This window comes from Maribacter arenosus, assembly GCF_014610845.1.
Lineage (GTDB): Bacteria > Bacteroidota > Bacteroidia > Flavobacteriales > Flavobacteriaceae > Maribacter_A > Maribacter_A arenosus.
The window spans coordinates 112,320-137,848 of sequence record NZ_JABTCG010000001.1; the positions used below are offsets into that span (position 1 = coordinate 112,320).

Annotated in this window: 24 protein-coding genes; 12 read left to right on the forward strand and 12 right to left on the reverse strand. The window is 38.7% G+C overall.

Annotated features, from left to right (window positions below):
- Window positions 1–33 precede the first annotated feature (33 nt).
- From HPE63_RS00555 to HPE63_RS00595, 9 genes are all read left to right on the forward strand, one after another.
- The gene (locus HPE63_RS00555) at window positions 34–900 is read left to right on the forward strand and encodes an enoyl-ACP reductase FabI (protein ID WP_188312285.1); all 867 of its coding nucleotides are present in this window, start codon (window positions 34–36) and stop codon (window positions 898–900) included.
- Window positions 901–1,047: 147 nt separating this feature from the next.
- Complete coding sequence (locus HPE63_RS00560) at window positions 1,048–1,923, forward strand: electron transfer flavoprotein subunit beta/FixA family protein (protein ID WP_188312286.1); 876 nt, start codon at window positions 1,048–1,050, stop codon at window positions 1,921–1,923.
- A 21-nt stretch (window positions 1,924–1,944) separates the two neighbouring features.
- On the forward strand, window positions 1,945–2,964 hold the full coding sequence (locus HPE63_RS00565; RefSeq protein WP_188312287.1) for an electron transfer flavoprotein subunit alpha/FixB family protein: 1,020 nt from the start codon (window positions 1,945–1,947) through the stop codon (window positions 2,962–2,964).
- 48 nt (window positions 2,965–3,012) lie between these two features.
- Window positions 3,013–4,746 (forward strand): acyl-CoA dehydrogenase family protein, encoded by a 1,734-nt coding sequence (locus tag HPE63_RS00570; RefSeq protein ID WP_188312288.1) that lies wholly within the window; start codon window positions 3,013–3,015, stop codon window positions 4,744–4,746.
- Window positions 4,747–4,943: 197 nt separating this feature from the next.
- Entirely contained in the window at window positions 4,944–5,948 is a 1,005-nt protein-coding gene (locus tag HPE63_RS00575; protein ID WP_188312289.1) for a glycosyltransferase, read from the forward strand.
- A gap of 66 nt (window positions 5,949–6,014) precedes the next feature.
- Window positions 6,015–6,914, forward strand: a complete 900-nt coding sequence (locus HPE63_RS00580) for a YbbR-like domain-containing protein (RefSeq protein WP_188312290.1) — start codon at window positions 6,015–6,017, stop codon at window positions 6,912–6,914.
- Entirely contained in the window at window positions 6,911–7,501 is a 591-nt protein-coding gene (gene coaE / locus HPE63_RS00585; RefSeq protein ID WP_188312291.1) for a dephospho-CoA kinase, read from the forward strand. The genes HPE63_RS00580 and coaE overlap by 4 nt, the downstream gene beginning before the upstream one ends.
- A 75-nt stretch (window positions 7,502–7,576) precedes the next feature.
- Window positions 7,577–9,157: a sensor histidine kinase gene (locus HPE63_RS00590; RefSeq protein ID WP_188312292.1), complete on the forward strand. Its 1,581-nt coding sequence runs from the start codon at window positions 7,577–7,579 to the stop codon at window positions 9,155–9,157.
- Window positions 9,158–9,163: 6 nt separating this feature from the next.
- Window positions 9,164–9,877 (forward strand): response regulator transcription factor, encoded by a 714-nt coding sequence (locus HPE63_RS00595; protein WP_188312293.1) that lies wholly within the window; start codon window positions 9,164–9,166, stop codon window positions 9,875–9,877.
- A 53-nt stretch (window positions 9,878–9,930) separates the two neighbouring features.
- Here HPE63_RS00595 and HPE63_RS00600 read toward each other — a convergent pair whose 3' ends face one another.
- The 8 genes from HPE63_RS00600 to HPE63_RS00635 all read right to left on the reverse strand — a co-directional run bounded on the left by HPE63_RS00600 (window position 9,931) and on the right by HPE63_RS00635 (window position 17,614).
- Entirely contained in the window at window positions 9,931–10,422 is a 492-nt protein-coding gene (locus HPE63_RS00600) for a gluconokinase (protein WP_188312294.1), read from the reverse strand.
- On the reverse strand, window positions 10,415–11,338 hold the full coding sequence (gene miaA, locus HPE63_RS00605) for a tRNA (adenosine(37)-N6)-dimethylallyltransferase MiaA (RefSeq protein ID WP_317172882.1): 924 nt from the start codon (window positions 11,336–11,338) through the stop codon (window positions 10,415–10,417). The genes HPE63_RS00600 and miaA overlap by 8 nt, the downstream gene beginning before the upstream one ends.
- On the reverse strand, window positions 11,338–12,174 hold the full coding sequence (locus tag HPE63_RS00610) for an ion transporter (RefSeq protein ID WP_223198005.1): 837 nt from the start codon (window positions 12,172–12,174) through the stop codon (window positions 11,338–11,340). The genes miaA and HPE63_RS00610 overlap by 1 nt, the downstream gene beginning before the upstream one ends.
- 3 nt (window positions 12,175–12,177) lie before the next feature.
- Entirely contained in the window at window positions 12,178–13,542 is a 1,365-nt protein-coding gene (locus HPE63_RS00615; protein ID WP_188312295.1) for an exonuclease domain-containing protein, read from the reverse strand.
- A 180-nt stretch (window positions 13,543–13,722) separates the two neighbouring features.
- A complete protein-coding gene (locus HPE63_RS00620; RefSeq protein ID WP_188312296.1) occupies window positions 13,723–14,385 on the reverse strand; it encodes a YggS family pyridoxal phosphate-dependent enzyme in 663 nt (220 codons plus the stop codon).
- Window positions 14,386–14,513: 128 nt separating this feature from the next.
- A complete protein-coding gene (locus tag HPE63_RS00625) occupies window positions 14,514–15,749 on the reverse strand; it encodes a DUF1015 domain-containing protein (protein ID WP_188312297.1) in 1,236 nt (411 codons plus the stop codon).
- Window positions 15,750–15,754: 5 nt separating this feature from the next.
- Entirely contained in the window at window positions 15,755–16,642 is an 888-nt protein-coding gene (locus HPE63_RS00630; RefSeq protein WP_188312298.1) for a 3-hydroxyacyl-CoA dehydrogenase family protein, read from the reverse strand.
- Window positions 16,643–16,654: 12 nt separating this feature from the next.
- A complete protein-coding gene (locus HPE63_RS00635) occupies window positions 16,655–17,614 on the reverse strand; it encodes a Gfo/Idh/MocA family protein (protein WP_188313123.1) in 960 nt (319 codons plus the stop codon).
- A 148-nt stretch (window positions 17,615–17,762) separates the two neighbouring features.
- Here HPE63_RS00635 and HPE63_RS00640 point away from each other — a divergent pair, with 148 nt between their 5' ends.
- The gene (locus HPE63_RS00640) at window positions 17,763–18,404 is read left to right on the forward strand and encodes a protein-L-isoaspartate(D-aspartate) O-methyltransferase (RefSeq protein ID WP_188312299.1); all 642 of its coding nucleotides are present in this window, start codon (window positions 17,763–17,765) and stop codon (window positions 18,402–18,404) included.
- A 28-nt stretch (window positions 18,405–18,432) separates the two neighbouring features.
- On the opposite strand, the gene smpB is transcribed toward HPE63_RS00640, so the two are convergent.
- Window positions 18,433–18,894: an SsrA-binding protein SmpB gene (gene smpB / locus HPE63_RS00645; RefSeq protein ID WP_188312300.1), complete on the reverse strand. Its 462-nt coding sequence runs from the start codon at window positions 18,892–18,894 to the stop codon at window positions 18,433–18,435.
- A gap of 102 nt (window positions 18,895–18,996) precedes the next feature.
- Here smpB and HPE63_RS00650 point away from each other — a divergent pair, with 102 nt between their 5' ends.
- The gene (locus HPE63_RS00650) at window positions 18,997–19,758 is read left to right on the forward strand and encodes a DUF6503 family protein (RefSeq protein WP_188312301.1); all 762 of its coding nucleotides are present in this window, start codon (window positions 18,997–18,999) and stop codon (window positions 19,756–19,758) included.
- Here HPE63_RS00650 and HPE63_RS00655 read toward each other — a convergent pair.
- Complete coding sequence (locus tag HPE63_RS00655) at window positions 19,736–20,341, reverse strand: SixA phosphatase family protein (RefSeq protein ID WP_223198006.1); 606 nt, start codon at window positions 20,339–20,341, stop codon at window positions 19,736–19,738. The genes HPE63_RS00650 and HPE63_RS00655 overlap by 23 nt on opposite strands.
- Before the next feature lie 20 nt (window positions 20,342–20,361).
- On the opposite strand from HPE63_RS00655, the gene HPE63_RS00660 reads away from it, so the two are divergent.
- Window positions 20,362–22,104, forward strand: a complete 1,743-nt coding sequence (locus HPE63_RS00660) for a PorP/SprF family type IX secretion system membrane protein (protein WP_188312302.1) — start codon at window positions 20,362–20,364, stop codon at window positions 22,102–22,104.
- Between the two features lie 9 nt (window positions 22,105–22,113).
- Here the strand turns inward: HPE63_RS00660 and HPE63_RS00665 are convergent, their stop codons facing one another.
- Both HPE63_RS00665 and clpB read right to left on the reverse strand, forming a co-directional pair.
- Window positions 22,114–22,710: a TetR/AcrR family transcriptional regulator gene (locus tag HPE63_RS00665; protein WP_188312303.1), complete on the reverse strand. Its 597-nt coding sequence runs from the start codon at window positions 22,708–22,710 to the stop codon at window positions 22,114–22,116.
- A gap of 113 nt (window positions 22,711–22,823) precedes the next feature.
- A complete protein-coding gene (clpB, locus tag HPE63_RS00670; protein WP_188312304.1) occupies window positions 22,824–25,424 on the reverse strand; it encodes an ATP-dependent chaperone ClpB in 2,601 nt (866 codons plus the stop codon).
- Between the last annotated feature and the right edge of the window lie 105 nt (window positions 25,425–25,529).

Genomic DNA, 25,529 nt, shown 5'->3' on the forward strand with positions numbered 1-25,529 from the left:
TTGACCACAATATCAAACTAAGAAAACTAGAACATGGCCTATAATTTATTAAAAGGAAAAAGGGGAATTATTTTTGGAGCTTTGGATGCAAATTCAATTGCTTGGAAAACCGCAGAGCGAATTCATGAAGAAGGAGGTAAGTTTGTACTAACGAATGCACCAATTGCATTGCGGATGGGAACTATTTCTGAACTTGCAGAAAAAACAAACTCACAGATTATTCCGGCAGATGCTACATCTATGATGGATCTTGAAAACTTGGTAGACAAGGCTGTGGAGATATTAGGAGGAAAAATCGACTTCGTTTTACATTCAATAGGTATGTCCGTCAATGTACGTAGAGGGAACCCTTATACACATCAAGATTATAATTTCACAAAGACCGGTTGGGATGTTTCCGCATTATCATTCCATAGAACAATGAGTGTGCTTTACAACAAAGACGCGGTAAGTGAATGGGGAAGTATCGTAGGATTGACATATATGGCAGCACAACGAGTGTTTCCTGATTATAACGATATGGCGGATAATAAAGCGTATTTAGAATCTGTAGCGCGTAGTTTTGGGTACTTCTTCGGAAGAGATAAAAAAGTAAGGGTGAATACGGTTTCCCAATCCCCAACCCCAACAACAGCTGGGAGTGGAGTAAAAGGCTTCGACGGTTTTTTGGCCTATGCCGATAAAATGTCCCCATTGGGTAATGCAACAGCATTGGAATGTGCAGATTATATTGTAACACTATTTTCAGATTTAACAAAGAAAGTAACGCTTCAAAACCTATTCCATGATGGGGGCTTCTCCAATATGGGAGTAAGTACTGCTATTATGGAGGATTTTATGAAAAACAATGCTCCAGAAGAAACGGTGGCAGAGAAGGTTAAGAAAGAGCGAAAAAAATAGAAATTAACTAGTAACGATATAAAGGAGGTCTTAAAAAAGCCTCCTTTTTTTTATGTCATTTTTTCCATTGTATGAGTTTTGTCACCTTTTTTGCGAAAATGAGGTGTTATTTTTGGTACGGTTTAACCATCAATCCAAATAACACTTATGAGACCACTCAAAATAGTTGTGCTTATTAAGCAAGTTCCAGATACAAGAAATGTGGGTCCAGATGCAATGAAACCGGATGGTACGGTCAATAGGGGAAAGTTAGATACCGTATTTAATCCTGATGATTTGCATGCTTTGGAATTAGCACTCAATTTAAAAGATCGTATTCCCGGTACCGAAGTTACCGTTATGACCATGGGTCCCAGAAGGGCTGCTGATATCATTAGGGATAGTTTATACAGAGGTGCAGATCATGGAATAATGATTTCAGATAAACGTTTTGGTGGCGCGGATACCTTGGCAACGAGTTATACGCTTGTCAGAGCCATTCAAAAATTGCCTTCTTACGATATAATAATGGGAGGAAGACAGGCAATTGATGGCGATACTGCCCAGGTTGGTCCACAATGTGCGGAGAAACTGGGAGTGCCCCAAGTAACTTATGTAGAAGGGATTATTTCAATTACAGATGACGAGGTGGTCGCTAAACGACGATTATCAAAAGGAGTTGAAACAGTTTCCTCACCACTTCCCTGCTTAATTACCGTCCATGGTGCTTCCCCTGCTTGTAGATCTAAAGTAGCAAAACGGATTATGCAATATAAATATGCTAGAACCAATTCCGAAATTCGTCCGAATGATGGGTTTATAAAAGAATTACATTCCAAACGACCCTATTTGACCATTCCAGAATGGGGCGTTGAGGATATTGATGCAGATGAGACTAAAATCGGACTGTCAGGTTCACCAACAAAAGTTAAGAGTGTAGAAAGTATAGTATTAACGGCCAATGAAGCAAAAGTTTTATCGGATTCGGATTTGGATATAGAAACTATGATCAAGGAGTTAATCGATCACCATATCATTGGATAATTGCTAATAAATCGAATTAAAATGAAAAGCGTATTTGTTTATTGCGAAGTTGAAAATCAGAAAATTGCAGAAATAAGCCAGGAGTTATTATCAACTGGAAAAAAACTAGCGACTAAATTAGGTTGTCCCCTTGAAGCAATGGTTTTCGGTAGTCAGTTAGCTGGAATTCAAGGTCAGATTTCCCTTTATGGAGTAGATAGAATATTTGTGGCTGACGATATACGATTAGAGCCCTATAGAACCTTACCACATTCGTCTATAGCAACCCATGTTTTAAAACAGGAAGAACCTCAAATAGTCCTATTTGGTGCTACATCGGTAGGTAGGGATTTAGCGCCAAGATTAGCTTCGGCTTTAAATTGTGGTTTAACCGCGGATACTACTATATTGGATATCGGAGATCATTTTGTAAAAAAAGAAAAGAAAGAATATAAAGATTTACTCTATGCAATAAGACCGGCTTTTGGGGGTAGTATAATGGCCAACATTATTAATTGGGATCAACATCCGCAAATGGCTACAGTACGGGAAGGGGTAATGAAAAAAGAGGTTTTTGATGAAAATTATACATCTGAAATTGTCGAAGTAGATGTAAACTCGATCGTTAAAGATGAAGATTTTGTTGTTAAGATCATAGAACGACATATCGTAGAATCGGATGTAAATCTAAAAGAAGCCCCAATAATCGTAGCAGGTGGTTATGGTGTTGGTTCTAGAGAGAATTTCGAGCGTCTTGAAGAGTTAGCAAACTTGATAGGAGGGGAAGTAGGAGGTTCAAGAGCCGCTGTAGATGCTGGTTTTATCGATCATAATCGTCAGATTGGTCAAACAGGAACGACGGTAAGACCCAAACTTTATATCGCTGCAGGTATTTCAGGAGCCATTCAACATACGGCAGGAATGCAAGACGCTTCTATGATTATATCGATTAATAATGACCCGGAAGCACCAATAAATAGTCTAGCAGATTATGTGATTCATGGTGATTTAGGAGTTGTAATTCCGAAAATGATCAAATTTTACAAAGCAAACGCCAAATAGTCGTTTTGGATAGAATTGTAAATAACCCAAAACTAAAAAAAGTAGATAATGGATAATTTTTTCAACGATACGCCAGATTTTAAATTTCATTTATCACATCCTCTTTTTCAAAAAGTAGTTGCTCTTAAAGAGAAAAACTTCAAAGAATCTGAACAATATGATTATGCACCTTTAAATCATGAAGATGCTTTGGACAACTATGAGAAAGTTTTAGATATTGTTGGCGAAATTTGCGCGAATACGATAGCTCCAAATGCAGAATCAGTCGATTTAGAAGGCCCGCATCTTGAAAATAATGAAGTGATTTATGCCAAAGGAACCACTGAAGATTACAAAGCACTTTATAACGCCGGTCTAATAGGGATGGCACTGCCCAGAAAATATGATGGTTTGAATTTTCCAATGGTCCCTTACGTTATGGCTGCGGAAATGGTCGCAAGGGCAGATGCAGGATTTGCAAACATTTGGGGTTTACAAGATTGTGCTGAAACTATTTATGAATTCGGTTCTGAAGAACAGAAAGATAAGTATTTGCCTCGATTTAATCGCGATGGTGTAACGGCAGCAATGGTATTGACAGAGCCTGATGCAGGTTCAGATCTACAATCTGTAAAATTGAAAGCCACTTTTGATGAAAAAGAAAACATTTGGAAATTAAATGGAGTAAAGCGTTTTATTACCAATGGTGATGCAGATATATCATTGGTTCTTGCAAGATCGGAAGAAGGTACTTTAGATGCTAGAGGTTTATCAATGTTTATATATGATAGAAACGACCATGCGGTTCAAGTAAGGCACTTAGAGAAAAAATTGGGTATTAAAGGCTCTCCGACGTGTGAGTTGGTATTTAAGGATGCCCCTGCAGAATTGGTGGGCAAGGAACGTTTCGGATTGATCAAATATGTGATGGCCCTAATGAATTCAGCCCGTTTAGGAGTTGGCGCACAATCCGTTGGATTAGCTGACGCAGCATATCGTGAAGCTTTAAAATATGCAGAGGACAGGGCGCAGTTCGGTAAAGTAATTTTAAAATTCCCTGCTGTTTATGAAATGATCACAAATATGAAGGTGAAAATTGATGCTTTACGTTCCTTATTATACGAAACCACTTTATTTGTAGATATTACAAAAGCCTACGAAGAAGAAATGAAGGAGCGCAGCCTTGAAAAAGAAGAGCGTATGGAAATGAAGCATTATATGAAATTGGCCAATGTATTTACTCCTTTAATAAAACTTACTGCAAGTGAGGCATGTAATACAATAGCCTATGATTCGCTTCAAATTCATGGGGGAACTGGTTTCATGAAAGATTTCCCAATTGAGCGTATTTATAGGGATGCCAGAATTACTTCCATATATGAAGGAACGTCCCAATTACAGGCAGTTGCTGCAATAAAAGGCGTTACAACTGGAGTGTTTATTGAGCAGATAAAATGCTATGACACCCAAGTTTCTGATAAAAACTGTGAAATTAGGACGAAGCTTCATAAAATGACGGAAGCTTTTGAATCTATTACGAACAGGGTTCTTGAACTGAATAATAACGAATTAATCGATTTTCATTCCAGACGATTGGTCGAAATGGCCGGTAACATCATCATGGGTTATCTATTAGTCATTAATAGTCAAAAGAATGAGAGCTTTACAAAATCGGCAAAACTGTTCGTAAACCTTGTTAGGTCAGAGAATTTCGAGAGTTATAATTTTATCGAAAATTTTGAAGTTTCCGAGTTGGAATTATATAAAGTCTTAAAACCTGAAGAGGTTTTAGAAGTTTCTTAAGTATTAAATGGATCACAATTTTATTGTAGAAAAACCTTGCTTGAAAGTAGCAAGGTTTTTTGGTTGTAAACGGTAATAGAACTCTAATAACATTTCCATATGGAAGTATAAAGAGAAAGCATCATTTTCTATGAAAGCATTTTCATTGTAGGCGTAGTATTATATATAGTATGGTTTAATTACATTTGTTAGGACCAATGAAAACAATACATGTTTCTTTTATAATTCCTGTATATAACCGCCCCGACGAGGTTAAAGAACTCTTAGATAGTTTTTTGATGCTAGAAGGGGAGAAAGATTTTGAGATTGTTATTGTTGAAGATGGTTCTCAAATTTCCTCAAAAGAAGTAGTGTCACAGTTCGATAGAACGCTTCACGTTTCTTATTTCAACAAACCAAATTCAGGCCCTGGCGATTCGAGGAATTATGGTATGCGCCGTGCAAAAGGGAATTATTTTATTATTTTGGATTCAGACTGCATCTTACCTCCCCAGTACCTCACGGAAGTCTTAAAATCTTTAAATGAAAATTTTGTTCATTGCTTTGGAGGTCCAGATGCCGCACATGCCTCTTTTTCCAACGTTCAGAAAGCTATTAATTACGCGATGACCTCGGTATTGTCTACCGGGGGGATTCGAGGTGGTACGTCAGCCGTCGACAAATTCCAACCTCGTAGTTTTAATATGGGGATTTCAAAGGAAGCTTTTGAAAAGGTAGGGGGTTATGGCAAAATCCATCCTGGGGAAGATCCCGATTTGACCATACGCATTTGGAATAAGGGATATGAAACCAAATTGATACCCAAGGCATTCGTCTATCATAAACGACGGATCGATTGGCACAAGTTCTTTATCCAGGTGAATAAGTTTGGTTTGGTACGCCCTATTTTGAACAAATGGCATCCAGAAACCGCGAAAATAACCTATTGGTTCCCTACGCTTTTTTGTTTAGGTTTTTTGATTTCCTTAATTTTAATGGTTTTAAACATTTTCATTCCCCTGGGTATCTATTTACTGTATTTTATGCTGGTATTTATCGATTCATTGATAAAGAATAGAAATGTATCGGTAGCTTTTCTTTCTATATTTGCCGTATGCGTCCAATTTTTAGGTTATGGCATTGGTTTTCTTAAATCAACCTTTTGGATTAATTTTAGCAAAAAGAAACCGAAAGAATTGTTTCCAAAACTATTTTTCAACTAGAATTTACAGAAAGTGATTCCAAAAATCAAAAGCATTCTTAAAAGACGAAAAGCAAAAATGTTTTTGATGTTCTTGGTATGCTCCAGCTTAATTTGGTTTTTGAACAATCTTTCTGAAACCTACACCAACAACGCCACCTTCGATTTAAAATTTGAAAACATTCCAGATAGTCTTTTACTCACCAAAACTTCAAAAAAGCAGGTCGATGTAAAAATAGAGGCCACTGGTTTTCAATTTTTAGGATTTAATTTCAAGAATAAGGAAGTTAAGCTGGATGTGTCTACTGTTGAGCTTGTAAAAGGCAGGTATTTTATTCCCCAAAGTGTTTATCGAAAGCAGATAGATAAACAACTGCGATCAATGACTTTAATCGAGATCGATCGGGACACACTGTATTTTGAATTTACACGATTAGGTACCAAAGTTGTGCCTGTACAATCTAAATTGAACGTTACGCTGTCGCAAAATCATATTTTAGATGGTCCGCTTACTATAGTGCCCAATGAGGTGACCATCAAAGGGCCGATAAGTATTTTAGATACCATAGATGGGGTGAATACGGTATCGTTCGATCTACTAGATACTACCTCTGACTTTTCACAAGAGCTGGCATTGTACAAAAATCAGGATTCAGATAACATCACCTATTCAAAAAATACGGTTATTGTTCACGGTAAGGTAATACGGTTTTCAGAGAAGATGGTCGATGTCCCGATTAAAGTGATCAACCTGCCTAAACGATATGCCATTAGAACTTTTCCCGATGTAGTTCCAGTGCTTTGCAAAGGTTCCTTGGAAGAGTTAAAAGAGTTGGATAGTACGGGTTTTGAGGTGGTTGCTGATTATAATTCGATAAAGGACAATGCATCAAAGACCATCAATTTACAATTGCTGAAGAAGCCAGAGAACCTACATAGTGCTGAATTGAGTGAGAATCAGGTCGAATATATATTGAAAAGCCAATGATGATCGTTGCGTTGACAGGTAATATAGGAAGTGGTAAATCCACAGTGGCAAAAATGTTCAAAAAGTTAAGCGTGCCTGTTTACAATTCGGACAAGGAAGCCAAAAAGTTGATGCAATCCTCCAAGAAGGTGCGAACAGCCATTATGGCCCTTTTAGGGGACGAGGCTTATGTAGACAAAAAGTTGAACCGTAAGTATATTGCACAAAAGGTATTCGAGAATAAGGAATTATTGGGCCGTTTAAATGGTATTGTGCATCCTGTGGTGCGAAAGGATTTTCTTAAATGGACCAAAAAACAAAAATCGCCATATGTAATTCAGGAATCAGCCATTATTTTCGAAAACGGACTTCAAGATTTCTATGACAAGATTGTGTTGATCACTGCGCCTAAGGAAATACGCGTGAAAAGGGTCATGGAACGCGATCAGGTATCCCAACCCGAGATTTTGGCCCGTATGGGAAGCCAATGGGACGATGAGCGTAAAAAGGACTTGTCCGACTTTGTAATCGATAATATTTCATTGAAAGAAACAAGGCTAAAAGTACAGGAAGTCCATAAGCATCTACTTGATCTTAGCGGGGTTTGAGCAATTTTAACAATTTTGTTAAGGTTAGGTTAAACGTTAAAAAGCTAGTTGTTAAATCTTTAAATTTACGGTTAAATGAATAAGAGGTTATTTGTTCTATTGGTCATTCTGATGAGCCTCTCATTAATAGGGATAATCTTTGTACAGGGATATTGGATAAAAAAATCTGTCGATGACAAAGAAGACCAATTTTCGAATAGTGTTTCGGAGGTGCTTGACAGGGTTGCCGATAAAATAACTCGAAGGGAACGCAATGATTATTTTGATAGGTATGTCAATATCAAAGATAGCATTGGGGATTTAAAGAGTGCACATTTTAAGAACTTCTTTTTTATAGATCAAGATATTAGTTCGGATGAGATACATTATTATTCCCATGGTATCTTGGAAGAGGAATACAATATTGCATCAACGTTCTTTGACAGTGGTTCTAGTGAGGACACTACGACCATAAAAAATTATACCAGCAGGCGTTTAAAAGCGACCTATAAGGAGGATATTGGATTTGATGGTCGACAGAGCAAGTTTACCCCCATAGAAAAAATCGAAAAGATAGGGGGCTTGACTTCCATGGAGATTTCGGCATTCGAGGATATGTTCGGTGAGTTTGCCAAAAGGGTGCCTATACACAACAGGGTATCAAAACAGGAAATTGAATTACTGTTGCAACGTGAATTGGTCAATCGCAATATCAATACGGATTATGAGTATGGTATTGCTAGCAGAGGTTTACCGACTTCCGTAAAATCAAGAAAATTCAGTTTTCGAAATACAACACCTTATAAATCCTTGATATTCAAGGATTCCGAAGGAAATTCGGACTATACGTTGTTGATTGCCTTTCCGAAAAAGAAGCGGTTTTTGATACGGTCTATATTGGGTATGGCGGCGTTATCACTTCTGTTTACACTTGTGATAATCATAGCCTATTCAAGTGCCATTTATCAATTGATACGTCAAAAGCAGATTTCGGAAATCAAGTCTGATTTTATCAATAATATGACCCATGAATTCAAAACACCGATTGCAACCATTAATCTGGCTGTGGAGGCAATAAAGAACCCTCAGGTGATTGATGATAAGGAAAAAGTGATGCGCTATCTTCAAATGATACGCGATGAAAACAAAAGAATGCATGCGCAGGTAGAAAATGTACTTCGTATATCAAAGTTGGAGAAAAACCAATTGGATATTAGTAAGGATAGGGTCGATGTTCACGACATAATACATGATGCGATCGCCCACGTTGAATTGATCGTAGGTGATAGGGGAGGGTATATAGAAACCCATTTAAAGGCAAATAGGAAAGAGGTGCTGGCCAATGAGATGCATTTTACGAATGTTCTTGTAAATATCTTGGATAATGCCATAAAATATTCGCCAGAGGTCCCTAAAATCGATATATATACCGAAGAGGTAAAGAATAATATAATAATTGAAATAAAAGATCAAGGAGCGGGAATGAGTAAAGCCGTACTAAAAAAAGTTTTTGAAAAGTTCTATAGGGAACACACAGGGGACATACACAATGTTAAAGGGCACGGATTAGGTCTGGCCTATGTAAAAAGAATAATAGAAGATCATCAAGGTGAAGTTTATGCAGAAAGCGAAAAAGGCAAGGGAAGCTCTTTCTATATTAAACTGCCGTTAATATAAAAAATTATGGAAACAATAAACAAGAAAATACTTTTAGTGGAAGATGATCCCAATTTCGGGATTGTATTGAAGGACTATCTGTCAATGAACAATTTTGATGTTACATTGGCTAAGAATGGTATGGAGGGGTTCGAGAAGTTTAAGAAAGACAATTATGATGTTTGTATTTTGGATGTCATGATGCCTTATAAAGATGGATTCACCCTTGCCCGGGAAATCAGGGAAAAAAACGAAAATGTCCCCATAATTTTTCTTACGGCAAAAACAATGAAAGAAGATGTTCTTAAGGGCTATAAGGCAGGTGCGGACGATTATTTGAACAAACCTTTCGATTCAGAAGTGTTATTGATGAAGCTTAAAGCAATAATTCAAAGAAAAGCTTCCGGCACCTTGGCAGACAGTAAGAAATTTGAATTTCAGATCGGTGGATTCCACTTGAATTCTAAATTAAGGTTTTTAAAGTATAAGGATGAAGAGGCCATAAAACTTTCACCCAAGGAAAATGAATTGTTACGTCTTTTAGCATTGCATGAAAATGATTTAATGCCCAGGGAACTGGCGTTGACCAAAATTTGGAGAGACGATAATTATTTTACTTCAAGAAGTATGGATGTTTATATAGCCAAGCTGCGTAAATACCTTAAAAGGGATGATACCGTGGAAATATTGAATATTCATGGGGAAGGCTTCAGGTTGGTCGTTAAGACCGAATCGGAATAAAAAGACATTCTGGCTATAGAAAATAAGACCCTGACGGTTTCGTCAGGGTTTTTTTATACTATTTTTTTCAATATCTCATTTATTATGACTTTGGGGCTGTGATTTATGGAAACCTCAATGGCGTCTTTTGGTTCTTCCAACGTTTCAAATTGTGATTTCAACAGTTCAATCGGCATATAATGTCCTTTTCGTTCTTGTAATCTCGCATAAATCTCAGAAAATGAACCTTGTAGGTAAACAAAGACCATCTCATCTTCCAAATTTTTTCGTAAAGCTATTCTGTAGCTTTCTTTTAAAGCAGAGCATGCAATTACCGCCCCTGAGGATTTATGTTCAAGGGCAAGATCGTTCAAGGCGTGTAACCAGCCTTCCCTGTCCTTATCATTAAGGGCTCTTCCACTGGCCATTTTGGTGACATTGGCTTCTGGATGGTAATCATCGCCATCAAAAAAAGGAATACCCAATTCTTCAGCCAATAGCATCCCAATCGTCGACTTGCCACAGCCTGAAACTCCCATGATGATATAAATATGCTTTTTATTCATTTGTCAAAGTAATTATCATTTTATCGACTTCCTTTATTATTTTTAGAGGGTCATCATCAATATCAAACCACATGATGTCTGTATTTTTTTTAAACCAAGTCAATTGTCTTTTTGCGAATCTCCTTGTATTCTTCTTTATTTCTGCAATGGCAAAGTCTAAGGTCCATTTACCATCGAAATAATTAAAAAGTTCCCTATAGCCAACTGTTTGGAGGGCATTTAATTCCTTATGTGGGTAAACTTTTTGTGCTTCCTCTAAAAGTCCGTTTGCAATCATATCATCGACCCGTTGATTGATCCTTTCATAGATGATTTCACGATCGGCCGTTAAACCTATGGTAATCGTGTGAAATGGCCTTTTTATAGTTTTTTTGCTCAAAAACGATGAATAGGGTTTGCCTGTGGACAAGCAGATTTCCAATGCTCGGATCAAACGATGGGGGTTTTCCAAATCCACTTTGTTATAATAATCCTTGTCCAAATGTTTCAATCGGTCTTGCAGCACATCAATCCCTTTTTTTTCCAAGGTTTTATTCAAATCATCCCGAAAATGGGAGGGGACATCTGGAAAATCATCCATACCTTTAGTCACGGCATCTACAAAAAGACCACTACCACCAACTAGGATCACTTTATCATGGGTCTCGAATAAATTAGCTAAGAGTACCATGGCTTCCTTTTCGAAATCCCCAACAGAATAATGATCATAAATACTTTTGTTTTGAATAAAGTGATGGGGGGCGGCATTCAATTCCTCAATGCTCGGTACTGCAGTGCCAATATGTAACTCTTTATAAAACTGCCGTGAATCTGCTGAAATAATTTCCGTATCATATTGATTGGCTAGGGTAATGGCCAACCTTGTTTTACCGATTGCTGTTGGCCCAACCACAGAAATGAGCATTTTAGATTTCACTATTCCTCAGTTAATTTATGACCGCATTTTCTGCAATATTCGGCATCTAGACGATAAATTTCAGCACTGCAATTGGGACAAGAACGTCCTTTGTCCTGGTGTTTGGTACTTTTCAATGTGGTGGCATATTCTGCGGAGACAATTCCTGTGGGTACGGCAATGATTCCGTAACCGATAATCATGATAAAGGTAGCGATAAACTGCCCTAATGGCGTTTCTGGCGAAATATCACCATAACCAACCGTGGTCAAGGTTACAATAGTCCAATAAATACTATGCGGAATACTATTGAAGCCATGCGTAGGACCTTCAACCAAATACATGATAGTCCCCAATAGAACTGATATAATAAGCATAAAAAATATGAAAACAAAGATTTTAGTCTTGCTCGCTATAATAGATCTTGCTAGATTGTGGGATTCGCCAACAAAACGTACGAGTTTAAGGATCCGGAACACCCTTAACAAGCGAAGTGCCCTAAATGCGGTTAGATATTGTGACTGTAGGAAGAAGAACGTAAGATATTTGGGAATGGTAGAAAGTAAGTCGATTATCCCGAAAAAACTGAATATGTATTTGCTGGGTTTTTTTATACAGACCAATCTTAAAATGTACTCTATGGTAAAAAGAATGGTTACTACCCATTCCGAGATATTGAAGAAATTATGGAATTTATTGTCAAATCTTGGGACACTTTCGAGCATTACAATGATAATACTATATAGAATTACGATCAACAGGATAATATCGAACATTTTACCTGTTCGCGTATGAGTCCCATAAATGACTTCATGGAGCACTGCTCGCCAATTCCTATTCTTTTTTTCGGTACTCAAAACTTAGGTATTAAAATCGATTATTTTTTTAACTCTTTTTTTTCTTAGATAAGAATCGATGATGTGGTTTGTTGTGGCATCGCTGATCATCGGGGTGATAATTGATTCCAAGATATGAATATTATTGATCTGATGGTTAAGGTCATAATACCCGCATCCCTGAAAAGTCCCTTTTTTTATTAGAATGGCGCTGTATTCCCCAATTTCACGCCCTTTATCAATAATCAGCAGGGTCTTATCGACAATGCTGTATTTCTCTAGTACCTTCATTATCCTTTGGTTGTATTCCGATGGGGATACCTTGCCGATACAAGCTCCTACGCATTGACCTTGATGATACAGTTCGCACGGTTCCTTGGTAATCTGCATTCCATTCAGTTTGGCACAAAGCTGGAACTCTTCCGTGATTCTCTGTACAAAGTTCGATGCCGAAAGATGGCTGTTAAAAGAGGTAACATAATTCCCAACCTTTTTCTGAGGTGCGATCTCAAAGGTTTGGTATCCGTTGACATTCATATTTAGGTAAAGTGCCTGTAGCCGTTTTTTTCTTGAATTGGGATTATATTTAGGTTTGTTTTTTAGGAGCTCTTCATGCTCTTTCAGTAAGGCCACCAGCTCACTCCCGGTTTTTTCGAAAGTAATCGATTTAGTTTCTTTTTGAAGCTGTCTGGCTTTGTCACCATTTGAAGTGAAATGTTGGTTTACACGCTTTTTAATATCGGTACTTTTACCAAGAAAGAGGATCTCTCCCTTTTTATCGTGCATATAATATACACCTGTTTCAGAAGGCATTTGTTCAACGATATCCAGTTGTCTTTGGGAAAGTTCCCCATGGGTTTCTTCCCGAACCACTTCCTTGATTATCGTTTTTTGCGTATCCTTGGCCAATAATAATTTAAATAGCTTAAGCGTAGCTATCGCGTCCCCATTGGCTCTATGACGATCACTCATGGGTATCCCCAAGGATCGCACCAATTTTCCCAAGCTGTACGATTCGGCATCGGGCAATAGATTCTTTGAAAGGTCTACGGTACATAAGGTCTTGCGTTCAAAATTATATCCCAAACGCCTAAATTCAGTCCGTAAGATCCTATAGTCGAATTGGGCATTATGCGCCACAAGGACAGCATCTTCGGTAATTTCCACAATTCGTTTTGCCACCTCATGAAATTTGGGAGCCGTCCTGAGCATTTTATTATTGATACCTGTTAAATTGGCAACAAAAGGTTGAATTTCTTTTTCAGGATTTATAAGGCTGATGAACTTATCGACTACCTTGTGCCCATCAAATTTATGGATGGCTATTTCCGTGATACCCTCTTCGTTGTATTTTCCTCCCGTCGTTTCTATGTCCAGTATCGTATACATCAATCGCCTACACTCTTTTTTATTTATGAACTTGTTTAAACTTTTTCAATTGGCTAAAAATTGATCCTTAATATTCCTTTTTTTACTTACTTTCCGTAGACCTACTTCAATGCTCAAAAAAGCCTTTATCCGGGTATACAATCATTGATTTTAGCTACAACCCAAAAAGTATAAATGAGATCAATAGGAATTATTTCTCTCCCCAAAGATACTACTTCCTATGCGTACCATGGTACTCCCTTCTTCAATGGCAATCTTATAGTCACCGCTCATCCCCATGGATAAAACGGAAATATGGGGTAATGAGCTCTGAAGATCGTCGAATATCGATTTTAAAAATTTGAATTCTTTTCTGATTTGGCCTTCATCGGAAGTATATGTGGCCATTCCCATGAGACCTTCAATCTTCACGTTGCCGAGCTCCTTGAATTCCAAAGAATCGATAAGGGTCATCAACTCCGCCTTGTCCAAACCGAATTTCGTGTTTTCCTCAGCAATATGAATCTGTAAAAGACAAGGTATCATACGATTGTATTTTTTGGCTTGTTTGTTTATTTCCTTCAATAACTTTAAACTATCCACACCATGGATCAGAGAAACGAATTCGGCCATATACTTTACCTTGTTTCGCTGAACATGGCCAATCATATGCCATTCGATATTTTTGGGCAAAGCTTCCCATTTTTCGGTCATTTCCTGGATTTTATTCTCCCCGAATACCTTTTGTCCATTGTGATAGGCCTCCATGATACTCCCCGTTGGCTTTGTTTTTGAAACAGCGACCAAGGTAACATGATCAGGTAATGTGCGTTTTATGGAATCTAGATTTGTTTTTATTGACATATCTTGACTTGCAAGGTTATATGTTTAAGGATCTTAATCCCTTGAATTAATAATTTAGCCGGTATGATTTTGAATCATATAGATTGTTTTCTTTTTTCTTTTGGACGCTAGTGATATGGATCTTGAAGTCAAAATTCATAAATGGCCATACCACTTCGTAGTTTTGGTTCAATATATGTGCTTTTTGGGGGCATTACCAATCCTGCATCGGCAATGGCCTTTATTTCATCTATTTTTAGCGGAACTAAACTAAACCCGACCTTGAATTTTCCTTTATCGATCTCATCTTTCATGTGTATGACATTATGCTTGCCGAAACCATATGTTATTCGTTTGTCAGAGCGTAAATCCTTGATGCCAAGAATTGGTTCCAATATGGTTTTATAAAGTATTTGGGTATCGAGTTTACTCAAGACATCCGTAAAATTATACACTTTTTTTCTGAGGAAGAGGGAATAAAAGTCCCCATCCAGATACATGCCAAAATGATGTTTCTTCGTTGGTTTATAGAGCACACTGCCTTTATTTTCTATTCGAAACATAGCATCTAAGCGAACCAAGAATTCCTCTTTCGTGTTTCTGTTCAAATCCTTGACCAAGCGATTGAATTCATAGATTTTTATTTCTGACTCTGGAATCATGTAACACATAAAATAATTATAGGGTTCTTCACCGGTATGGTCAGAATTGCCAATTTTAAAAATATTGGCCAATAAATTGGAAGATGCGCTCCGATGATGGCCATCAGCGATATATAATGATTCCATTTTGGCAAATTCGCGGGTCAATTGATGTATTGCCTCATCATCTGAAATGACCCAAAGCGTATGTTTTACCCTATCGGGTGTCGTAAAAAAGTATTCAGGTACTTTTTGCTTTTCTTGGTCGATGATAGCCTCTATGGAATTATTATTGGCATAGGTAATCAAGACAGGCTCGGCGTTGAAACCAACCGTTTTAAGATATTTTGCGAACAATTGCTCTCTTTGGCTTATCGTATCTTCATGTTTTTTGATGACATCGTCACGATAATCCTGGACACTTGCGGCACAAAAAAAACCACAGCACTTGAACTTGTTCTTTTCAATCTGGTACATATAAAAGCTATCCTTGCTATCTTTCAAGAAAATATTTCCCTCTAAAAACTCCAGATAGCGATTATGCACCATGTTGAATCGCTCTTCACCCGCGACTTTTTTCGAAAACTTATATCCAGGGTTTATGATATGTAAAAACGAAAAAGGATTATAACGCATTACGGCCTCCAATTCATTTTTTGAATAATCTTGATAAGACCTTGAGGTCACCAATGATACTTTGTCCTTGGTAGGTCGTATCGCCTTAAAAGGTTTAATTATCGCCATATATGTTATTTGAATTGCGCAGCGACCATTTCGGCCTTCTTGGAGTTAGAATAGTCATAGAAACCTTCTCCAGATTTTATTCCCAGTTTTTTGGCCATAACCATATTTACTAATAGGGGGCAGGGTGCATATTTTGGATTTTTGAAACCATTGTGCATCACATTGAGGATAGAAAGGCAAACATCCAACCCTATAAAATCCGCTAGTTGCAATGGACCCATAGGATGGGCCATACCCAATTTCATTACGGTATCGATTTCCTCGACACCTGCCACACCATTGTACAAGGTTTCAATAGCTTCATTGATCATCGGCATCAAAATCCTATTGGCCACAAATCCCGGATAATCATTTACCTCGGTCGGTGTCTTGCCCAATTTTTTAGAAAGATCCATAATGATCTTTGTGGTCCCATCAGAGGTATTGTAACCACGAATGATCTCTACAAGCCCCATTATGGGGACTGGATTCATAAAATGCATGCCGATTACCTTTTTAGGTTTTTCAGTTGCAGCCGCAATTTGGGTTATCGATATTGAGGAGGTATTGGTAGCTAAAATGGTGTCTGGTCCGGTTACAGCGTCCAATTCCTTAAAGAGATCCAATTTTATATCCAATTGTTCCGTAGCTGCCTCTATCACCAGATCAGTGCCTGACACTCCTTTTGATAGCTCAGTAAAAGTCGTTATATTTTTTAGTGTATGTACTTTATCTTCTGCCTTGATCTTTTCTTTGGCGAGCATCCGATCCAAATTCCTGGTAATGGTGGCCATTCCTTTTTCCAGTGATTCCTTCGAGATATCAATCAGATTCACCTTATACCCATTTTGGGCAAAAACATGGGCTATTCCGTTTCCCATTGTACCTGCACCAATAACCGCTATATTTTTCATTTTTACTTTTTTCTAAAATGATGCTATTATCTGCAATGCGACCTTCAAAGCTTGTGTTCCTTGTTGTAAGGTTACAACCGGCGTTGTGTCGTTGTTTATGGCATCTGCAAATGTTTCCAATTCGTCCAGAATGGCATTATTGGCTATTATGTCCGGATTTTCAAAATAGATCTGCTTTTTAATTCCTTCGGCATTTTGTAAAATCATGTCAAAATCCCCTGGGGTTTCGGGCGCATCCTTCATTTTTACAACCTCCACCTTTTTCTCCAAAAAGTCCACCGAAATGTAGGCGTCGCGTTGAAAGAACCTTGATTTTCGCATGTTTTTCAGGGATATCCTACTGGCCGTTAGATTCGCGACGCATCCGTTTTCGAATTCGATACGCGCATTTGCGATATCGGGTGAATTACTGATTACCGATACACCGCTGGCGTTGATTTGCCTTACCTCGGAATGGACCACACTAAGAATCGCATCGATATCATGGATCATTAAATCCAATACAACAGGGACATCGGTACCTCTAGGGTTGAACTCAGCCAATCTATGTGTCTCAATGAACATGGGATTATGTATCTTATCCTTTACAGAACTGAAGGCGGGATTGAACCTTTCTACATGGCCTACTTGTCCCTTTACCCTGTGTTTCACTTCCAAGACCAATAATTCCTCGGCCTCCTCCAAGGTATTCGTAATCGGTTTTTCGATAAAAACATGTTTCCCTTTTTCCATGGCTTTCTTGGCGCAATCATAATGTGAAAGCGTTGGGGTGACGATATCAACAACATCCACGGCTTCAATAAGTTCATTGATGTTTTCAAAATGGACATAACCAAATTCAGTAGCTACCTTTTGGCCAATGATGTCATCCGGGTCATAAAAACCGATCAATTCGTATTTTGGGGATTCGTTGAGAAGACGAAGATGTATTTTTCCTAAATGTCCAGCTCCTAAGACTCCGACTTTAAGCATAGGTCTTATTTTCTTCAAAAATAAACATAGTTTGGTAGTTTATTTACTTTGAACTTCAAAAGTTTTGTGCGAGGAGCGATAAGAACATGAATTGTTATGTCTAACTTTGTTAACTTCGCTATGTATACCAAACTATTAGAATTTACACTTGAGAGATACGCTTAAACATCGTGGAATGCGGAATAAACTGGCTGATGTATTAAAAGCCAAAGGTATAGTGGACCGCAAAGTCCTGGATGCCATACGTACCGTACCCAGACATTTGTTCATGGAGAGTGGTTTTGAGGGTCACGCCTATCAAGACAAAGCATTTCCCATCGCAGCCGATCAGACCATTTCACAACCCTATACAGTTGCTTTCCAATCGGAATTGTTGGAGGTTAGGCCAGGAGATCTAATATTGGAAATCGGGACGGGAAGCGGATACCAAACGGCCATTCTATTGCAGTTAAAGGCAAAGGTGTACACGATAGAAAGGCAGTTGGAGCTGTTTAAAAAAACGAACCTGTTTTTTAAGAAAATGGGGTATCGCCCTAAGAAGGTCATTTTTGGGGACGGTTATAAAGGGCTACCCGAAATCGCTCCCTTTGATGGTATCATCGTTACCGCTGGGGCACCGGAAGTACCCAAGGCACTGTTATCCCAATTAAAGGTAGGGGGGAGGCTAGTAATCCCTGTCGGACTCAATGAACAAATCATGACCCTGTATATTCGAAAATCTGAAAAGGAATTTGAAAAAAAAGAACTAGGGGCCTTTCGGTTCGTACCTCTTCTCCAGGATAAGAACTAGAGTGGCCGAGCTTTGGAGAAAATTGCACTTACCTTTTAAAACTCTTTTTGATCCGATCTAAGTCCCTCTTATTATCCCGGTCTTTAATGGTCTCTCGTTTGTCGTACAACTTTTTCCCCTTCGCCAAGGCAATGTTCATTTTTGCCAAACCCCTATCGTTTAAGAATAAATTCAAGGGAATGATAGTAAGGCCACTGGAAGCGACCTCCTTTTGCAGTTTTCTTAATTCGCGTTTGCTTAAAAGTAATTTACGCTCGGCTTTTGGTTTGTGGTTAAAATGGGATGCATGGGAGTACTCGTCGATCTGCATGTTTATGATAAATAGTTCACCACGCTCATTGAATTCACAAAAGCTTTCGGTGATTGAGGCCTTACTCTGGCGAATAGATTTTATTTCGGTTCCGGATAATACGATACCGGCCGTATATTTATCCAAAATCTCATACTCAAAGCGAGCCTTTTTATTCTTAATATTGATCTTATTCTGCATGCTGCACAAAAATAACAACAATAATCCTATCCACAATTTCCTAAAAATGGAAATCTTCCCAGTAATTTGTAATGTACTAAGCACATTTTCGAACCCAGTACTATGAAAAAGACAATATATTTTTTTATAATTTCCTTATTGGTCCTAACGAGTTCCTGCAAGGAAGAAAATGGCAAAAGACTTACAGCCCAGCAAATAGTCGATAAAAGTATTGCGATTTGTGGGGGGGAATTATATAAGACTAGCAACATTTCCTTTGAATTTAGGGACCGAAAATATGTAAAGGAAAATGAGGGTAATCAAAAGTTGTTAAAGCGCATATTTGAGAACGATTCCTTGAATATTGTGGATGTAAAGACTTCAAAAGGTTTTGAACGCTATGTCGACGGTCAATTGATCACAATACCGGACTCTTTAGCCATTGCTTACGGCAACTCAGTCAATTCAGTGCATTATTTCGCCTATTTACCCTATGGCCTGAATGATCCTGCTGTCAATAAAAAGTATCTAGGGAAAATAAGCATAAATAATAAAGAGTACTACAAAATAAAGGTAACCTTTGACCAGGAAAACGGTGGGGAAGATTATGACGATGTATATATTTATTGGTTTAATACCAAAACATTGAAACCTGACTTTTTAGCTTATAAGTTTCATGTGGATGGTGGTGGATTACGATTCAGGGAGGCTTACAATGAGCACTATGTTAACGGCATTCGTTTTGTCGATTACAAAAATTTCAAGCCTATTGAGAATTCCCGATCTTTATATAAAATAGACAGCCTCTATATTCAAGGGGAATTGGAATTATTATCGAAAATCGATTTAAAGCAAATCGAGGTTAATCAGGGCAATTACAATTAAAGTTCAATCGCATATCGGTGGCAATACCATTTATGATTTCCACGATGAACAAACTCCCATTTTGGTGGTCATCAATTAGCCCATATTTATCCTGACCGATCATTTTATTTACAAATTCGGGGGTTGAATTGCTGTGACCCACGATGAATACTTTTTTGTTGAGGTTTTCGGCCTTGAATTGTTCTATGTCAATAAGCCTTGGGTCATAGATTTGAACGGTAAGGTTTTTTTTCACCGCCATTGGGGCGGCTGTCATTTGGGTTCTTTCATAGTCTGTACTATAAATAGCATCAATAGGCACTTCGTCCAAGATTTCAGCCCAATGCATGGCCCGTCCTAAACCTTTTTGCGTTAATTCCGGATCAATATTTTCGCTGTCAGACCTGTCTTTTTCGGCATGTCTTATAAAATAAAACGTCGATACGGTGTCGGCTATTTTGGGTTCTTCCTCACAACCTAATAAACCCAATATGAAAACAAAAATGAGTATTGATTTAAAAACCTTCATGGGCAGTAGTTCATTTGTTTGAAACTTTTCTTTTAATCTAACTAAAAATACCCTAAAATAGTATGTAAAACCCATGGTTTTTCGTTTTTTTGCATATGATAAAATACAAACTGTCTCTACTTATTTTATTGTTAGGGTGGGCACTGCACGCGCAAAACGATGGACTTCCTTTGGATTTGAGGCAGCATAACCTTACGGATTCCAACTCCAGTATTTTCAATCCCGCCTTATCGGTCAATTATGCGAACACCCAGTCGTTTGGAATTTGGACACGTTGGCAATGGCAGATGATCGATGGCGATCCTACTACTTTTTTTTTGAATTATACCGGTAAATTAAATAGCTCCTCTTCGATTGGGGCAGGTTTTTATCAGCACAATACTGATCTGTATCTGAATACGGGTGGGGTATTGAACTACGCCTATCGATTTTTATTAAACGATCGCATGAGCCTTACGTTTGGATTGAACTTATTTGGATACCAACAGGAGTTCTCAGGGAATCCGTTTCAGGGGGATCCACAAATAGAATTACCGTTGTTCTCGACGACCAATGATTTCATTCTTCAATTCGCTCCAGGCATACAATTTACCTATGACGGACTTCGAATTGGCCTAACCTCGGAAAATATGTTCGATTACAACATGAGCGAGAAAGAAGCCCATACAGCAAATAATGAGAAGATATACTTGGGAACGGCTTCATATGATATTCCTGTTTCCTTATCGATGTCTGATAGTACCTCGGTTCTACGACCAATGCTCTATATAAAATCGATTCCAGGATTTGACACTCAAGTTGGGGTCAGTGGGTTTTTGTCCACAAATACATTCTGGGCCCAAGCTGGATACAACAGTTTCTATGGAATTGGATTTGGTGGTGGGGCCAGGATAATGAAACGATTTTCGATCGGTGCGTTGGTAGAGTTTGGAACAAATTCCGATTTGAAAGGAAAAGATCCTACTTTTGAGCTGGTAACAGCGTATGATTTCGGCACGTTTGACCCCAGGAAAAAAGTCGTTGGATTTGATGTGGATGAAGAGGAGGAAGAGAAAGAATTGGAGGAAATAGCCAAGGTAGAAGATGCCCCGGAAGAACTGACCAAGGCGGAATTATTGGCTATGAAACAGCAAGCAAAGGAAATCGACAAAGCCCAACGCAAAAGGACGAAGGATTCTTTGGCCATGGTTAAGAAAGAGACTGCCATTGCCGCTGAGTTACGCAATGAACAAAAGCGTAGAACGGACTCCATTAATAACGCCAAAAAGCTTGAAGAAGAGTCTTACGCCCGTTTAGAGCGACAGAGACGAATGGATTCTATCGCTTTAGCTGATAAAGAGCGCGCATTGGCCTTAGAAAAAACCCAATTAGATAAAATAAAACTCGATTCCGTCAATAAAGCTAAGGAAGCCGAACTATTGGCCGATGCACAACGAAAAGCCCTTCAGCGAAAAACCGATTCTTTAAAAGATGCCCAAAGCGCTGCTGAAATTGCGGCCAAAGAAAAGGAAACGTTGGAGCAAGTGGCCCAGCAGACCAAGGAAGATAAGCCCAAAGCCGGTGAGAAATACGAAGAGGTTGTTGGTGAGGATGGGCTTAAACCAGGGTATTATCTCATCGCCAATGTCTTTGGTACCAAAAGATATTTTGATGCCTTTATGGCTGATCTTACGAAAAAAGGCCTTCAGCCCAAATCGTTTCTTAGGAGTAAGAATAACTTCAATTATGTTTATTTGAATCGTTATGATACCATGGGCGAGGCGCGAAAAGCAAGGGATAGCAAGTTCGATGGGAAATACCAGGAAAAGACATGGATCTATCGTGTAGTGCCGAAATAAAATTTTGGACTATTTCTTGATTTCATTTTTCACTAAAACTTCCAGATAGGCAACGGTATTCATGAGATATTTGCGATCTCTGGTAATGGTATTCATAGCGACCGCGCCTTGTAACATGGTATAGAACTGTTTTGCGAACTGTAGGGGTGTAACAGGTAAATGAAGTTCGTTGTTATTTACTCCCTTTTCCAAAACAAGTGCGATTTTGCCTTCTATGGTCTTGATAGTTTCGCTGGCAGCCGCAGCCAAAAGTTTGTTATTGTCCTGTGCATCAACGCCCATATTCAATACGGGGCAACCTCCGAGTTCTTGAGTGAAAACATCATAATTCCGATAAAACTTGGTAAGTGAGAATAATTTATCCAAAGAATCACCTTCTATTTCTAAACGTTCGTCAATAGCCATGAGCAATTTATTGATGCTGTATTCGTACGCTGCCAATGCCAAGGCTTCCTTGTTTTCAAAATTGCCATATAGGGCACCTTTTGTTAAACCTGTAGCTTCAGTTAGGTCGCTCATGCTTGTACCTACATAACCGTGCTTAATAAAAACGGGGGCAACGGTTTCAATAATAAAAGCAGTGGTTCGTTCAGCTTTTGATGTCATGGTACAGCTATTTTCTACGAATATAAAAAATTTATATACTGTATGGTATATATTGTTGATAAAAAAAGGGCCCTAATCTTTTGATCAGGGCCCTTTTTTAGGAAAGAAATTATTTAGTTTACCAATTCGCTTTGATTTCTAAAGACGAGTTGGTCATCAAATGAATCTATCAATACAATGCTATCCGCTTTAATGTTACCGCTTAGAAGCTCTTTGGACAAGTTGTTCAATACTTCTTTCTGGATTACCCTTTTTATTGGTCTTGCCCCGTATTGCGGGTCATAACCTTTATTGGCAAGATAAGCAATGGCCTCATTGGTGGCATCTATCGTGATATGTTGTTTGTCCAACATTTTTTTCAATAGTTCCATCTGAAGCAGTACAATTTCGGTAATATCCTCCCTACTTAACGGCGTAAACATGATGATATCATCGATCCTATTCAGAAATTCGGGACGGATTGTTTTTCGCAATAGGCCAAGAACCTCGACCCTTGCCGCTTCAGAAGCGCTATAGATATCCTTGTTGTTCTCGAATTTTTCTTGAATAATATGGCTTCCCATATTACTGGTCATGATAATAATGGTATTCTTGAAATCGGCAACCCGACCTTTATTATCCGTAAGTCGACCTTCATCTAATACCTGTAATAGAATATTGAAGGTATCGGGGTGTGCTTTTTCAATTTCATCCAATAAAACAACCGAATATGGCCTTCTTCTAACAGCTTCGGTAAGTTGTCCCCCTTCATCGTAACCAACATATCCTGGAGGTGCCCCGACCAACCTACTCACCGCATGACGCTCTTGGTATTCGCTCATGTCTATTCGGGTCATCGCATTTTCATCATCGAACAAATAAGCTGCAAGGGTTTTAGCAAGCTCGGTTTTACCAACTCCTGTGGTACCTAAGAACAGGAATGATCCAATGGGTTTTTTAGCATCTTGGAGCCCGGCTCGGCTTCTTCGTATGGCATCGGAAACGGCCTGTATGGCTTCGTCCTGACCAACGACGCGTTTGTGAAGAACTGCCTCGAGTTTCAACAATTTCTCCCTTTCGCTTTGCAACATCTTGGCGACAGGTATGCCTGTCCATTTAGCAACGACCTCTGCAATGTCCTCATTTGTGACTTCTTCCTTGATAAGGGTACCGCCTTTCTGTTGTTCGATCATTTCCTTTTGTAAGGCATCCAACTTTTCCTGGGCTTCCTTTATCTTGCCATAACGCAATTCCGCGACTTTACCGTAATCTCCGCTACGTTCGGCACGTTCGGCTTCCAATTTAAAGTCTTCAATGTCATTTTTCACTTTCTGGATAGAATCGACCACTGTTTTTTCACTTTCCCATTTTGCAAAGATCTCATTGCGTTTTTCCTTTATGTTGGCCAAGTCCACATTCAGTATTTTCAGTTTTGCCTGATCATCCTCACGCTTAATGGCTTCTATCTCAATTTCAAGCTGCATGATCTTTCTGTCTAGAACATCCAATTCCTCCGGTTTTGAATTTATTTCCATACGAAGCTTCGATGCAGCCTCATCCATAAGGTCAATCGCCTTATCCGGTAAGAATCGATTGGTGATGTACCTTTGTGAAAGCTCTACGGCGGCAATGACAGCTTCATCCTTGATCTGTACTTTGTGGTGCGCCTCATACTTTTCTTTAATTCCCCTTAGTATTGAAATGGCACTTTCTGTATCGGGCTCATCGACCATCACCTTTTGGAACCTTCTTTCCAAGGCTTTGTCCTTTTCAAAATATTTTTGGTATTCGTCTAAGGTTGTCGCCCCAATGGCCCGTAGCTCACCTCTTGCTAGGGCTGGCTTCAGAATATTGGCGGCATCCATGGCGCCTTGACCACCGCCGGCGCCCACCAGGGTATGTATTTCATCGATAAATAGTACGATATTTCCATCGGAAGAGGTCACCTCTTTAATTACGGCCTTAAGTCGTTCTTCAAATTCACCTTTGTATTTGGCCCCGGCAATAAGTGCACCCATATCCAAGGAATAAATGACTTTATCCTTTAGGTTTTCGGGTATATCACCCTGAATGATCCGATGTGCCAATCCTTCTGCGATTGCCGTTTTACCCACTCCGGGTTCCCCGACCAACATTGGGTTGTTCTTAGTTCTTCGGGATAGGATCTGTAAAATGCGCCGGATTTCCTCATCACGCCCAATTACGGGGTCCAGTTTACCACTATCGGCCATTTTATTTAGATTACGGGCATATTTTTCAAGTGAATTATAGGTTTCTTCGGCACTCTGTGAGGTAACCTTTCCACCTTTACGAAGTTCTTCTATAGCATTCTTTAAATCCTTTTCCGTTACCCCTTGATCTTTAAGGATCTGCGCGATCTTACTCTTCGATTTAAGGATAGCCAATACCAGATGCTCTATGGAAATAAACTCATCTTCCATTTTCTTGGCAATGATGCCGGCTTCGGTAAGGGTTTTGCCAGCTTCTCTAGAAACCATGATTTCCCCACCCGAAACTTTTGGAAAACTTTCCAATTCCTTATCTAATATCTGATTCAATAAACCGATATTGACATTCAATTTCTTTAAGATGAATGGCAACACATTCTCATCGCTTTGTGTAATCGCTTTGAAAATATGCTCATTCTCTATCTGTTGATGCCCTCTTTCTTGCGCAATTTGCTGGGCAAGCTGAACGGCTTCCTGTGATTTTATGGTAAAATTATTAAAGTTCATACGTGTTGTATTTTCAAGTTATGGATTACTTTTGATTCCTTAAGGACAATAACCTTACCAAGCGAATTAAGCAGACAAAATGTCGGAAAAACCTTTAAACAACAA